We start from the raw sequence: 1,615 nt of genomic DNA, 5'->3' as shown, positions 1-1,615 counted from the left end.
GAACGCCGAGAAGTTGCCGCCGGTCTGCATCACGTACAGCGTGTACACGAACAGGCCCAGCACGATGGACGGCGCCGACAGCAGGATGTCGTTGACGAAGCGGACCACGGTGCCGGCCTTGCGGGCGTTGCCATACTCGGCCAGCCAGGTACCGGCCAGCACGCCCAGCGGGGTGCCGATGCCGATGGCCAGTGCACACATCACGGCACTGCCGAAGAAGGCGTTGGCGAGGCCGCCGTCCTGCATCGGCGGCGGGGTCATCTTGGTGAACAGATCCCAGTTGATGCCGGCCAGGCCCTTGGAGGCCAGGGTGAACAGGATCCAGCCCAGGAAGAACAGGCCGAACAGGGCGGTGGCGCAGGACGCGGTGATCGCAACGACGTTGCCGATGCGGCGGCGCAGGTACAGCGAATCAGCGGTGGTGGACATCAGTTGCCCTCCTTGCGGGACAGACGCATCAGCATGAGGCGGGCGATGGCCAGCACCACGAAGGTGACGATGAAGAGGACGAAGCCGAGCAGCAGCAGGGCCGAACGGTAGGTTTCAGTGGCTTCGCCGAAATCATTGGCGATCAGCGCGGCGATGGTGGTGCCCGGTTCCAGCAGCGACGGCGACAGGCGCACGCTGTTGCCGATCACGAAGGCCACCGCCATCGTTTCGCCCAGCGCGCGGCCCAGGCCGAGGAAGATGCCGCCGATGACCGCCGAACGGGTGTAGGGCAGGACGATGTCCCAGCTCACTTCCCACTTGGTGGAGCCCAACGCGTAGGCCGATTCCTTCAGGCGGGTGGGCACGGTCAGGAACACCTCGCGCATCACCGAGGAAATGAACGGAATGACCATGATGGCCAGCACGAAACCGGCGGTGAGCATGCCGATGCCCAGCGGCGGGCCCTGGAACATCGGGCCGATGACCGGCCATTCGCCCAGGGTCTCGTTGAGGAACGGGGTGACGTACTCGGTCATCACCGGCACCAGCACGAACAGGCCCCACATGCCGTAGATGATCGAGGGGATGCCGGCCAGCAGTTCGATGGCGGTACCGACCGGGCCACGCAGCCAGCGCGGCGCGACTTCGGTGAGGAAGAAGGCGATGCCGAAGCTGACCGGCACGGCGATGACCATCGCGATGACAGCGGTGACCAGGGTGCCGTAGATCGGAGCCAGGGCGCCGAACTTGTTTTCGACCGGATTCCAGTCAGCGGAGAAGAAGAAGCTCAGTCCCTGCATCTGCAGGGCATGGCGACCACCCCACAGCATCGACAGCGCGGCGCAGGCCAGGGCGATCAGGACGAAGATGACGGTGCCGACCAGCACCCATCGGAACAGTTTGTCGTTGCGGGCATCACGCGCATCACGCGTGGACGGGGCGGCTACAGGCTGGGCGATGGCATTCATGGGGACGGCTGGGCCAGGAAGGGGCGGGGCGGCACGGCGTGGAAGTGGCGGTGCCCGCGCGGGGCGCGCACCGTCGGGTCCATCACTTCAGGTCGGTCGCCCAGTAGGCCTCGATCTGCTTGACCAGTTCAGCCGGCAGCGGCACGTAGTGCAGCTCGTTGGCCTGGGCCTGGCCGTTCTCGAAGGCCCACTTGAAGAAGGCCAGGGTGTCCTGGTTG

1 protein-coding gene and 2 pseudogenes are annotated in these 1,615 nt (G+C 66.1%); all 3 read right to left on the bottom strand.

Features of this window, described 5'->3' with window-relative positions; all coding sequences use genetic code 11:
• Positions 1 to 429: pseudogene (locus ABGA94_RS21390) on the bottom strand (phosphate ABC transporter, permease protein PstA); the annotation flags it as partial.
• A complete protein-coding gene (gene pstC, locus ABGA94_RS21385) occupies positions 429 to 1,397 on the bottom strand; it encodes a phosphate ABC transporter permease subunit PstC (RefSeq protein WP_012479635.1) in 969 nt (322 codons plus the stop codon). The gene pstC and the pseudogene ABGA94_RS21390, both read right to left, overlap by 1 nt.
• 82 nt (positions 1,398 to 1,479) lie before the next feature.
• Positions 1,480 to 1,615, bottom strand: a pseudogene (locus ABGA94_RS21380) (phosphate ABC transporter substrate-binding protein PstS); the annotation flags it as partial.

This window comes from Stenotrophomonas sp. 3diitr2024 (assembly GCF_042136455.1).
GTDB classification, from domain to species: Bacteria; Pseudomonadota; Gammaproteobacteria; order Xanthomonadales; family Xanthomonadaceae; genus Stenotrophomonas; species Stenotrophomonas sepilia.
The sequence above is the reverse complement of the archived record's forward strand: the minus strand, read 5'-3'. Positions and strand labels throughout refer to the sequence as shown.

Excerpts from the sequence above, each read along its gene's own strand:
- pstC (WP_012479635.1), bottom strand. The coding sequence starts at position 1,397 with ATGAATGCCATCGCCCAGCCTGTAGCCGCCCCGTCCACGCGTGATGCG.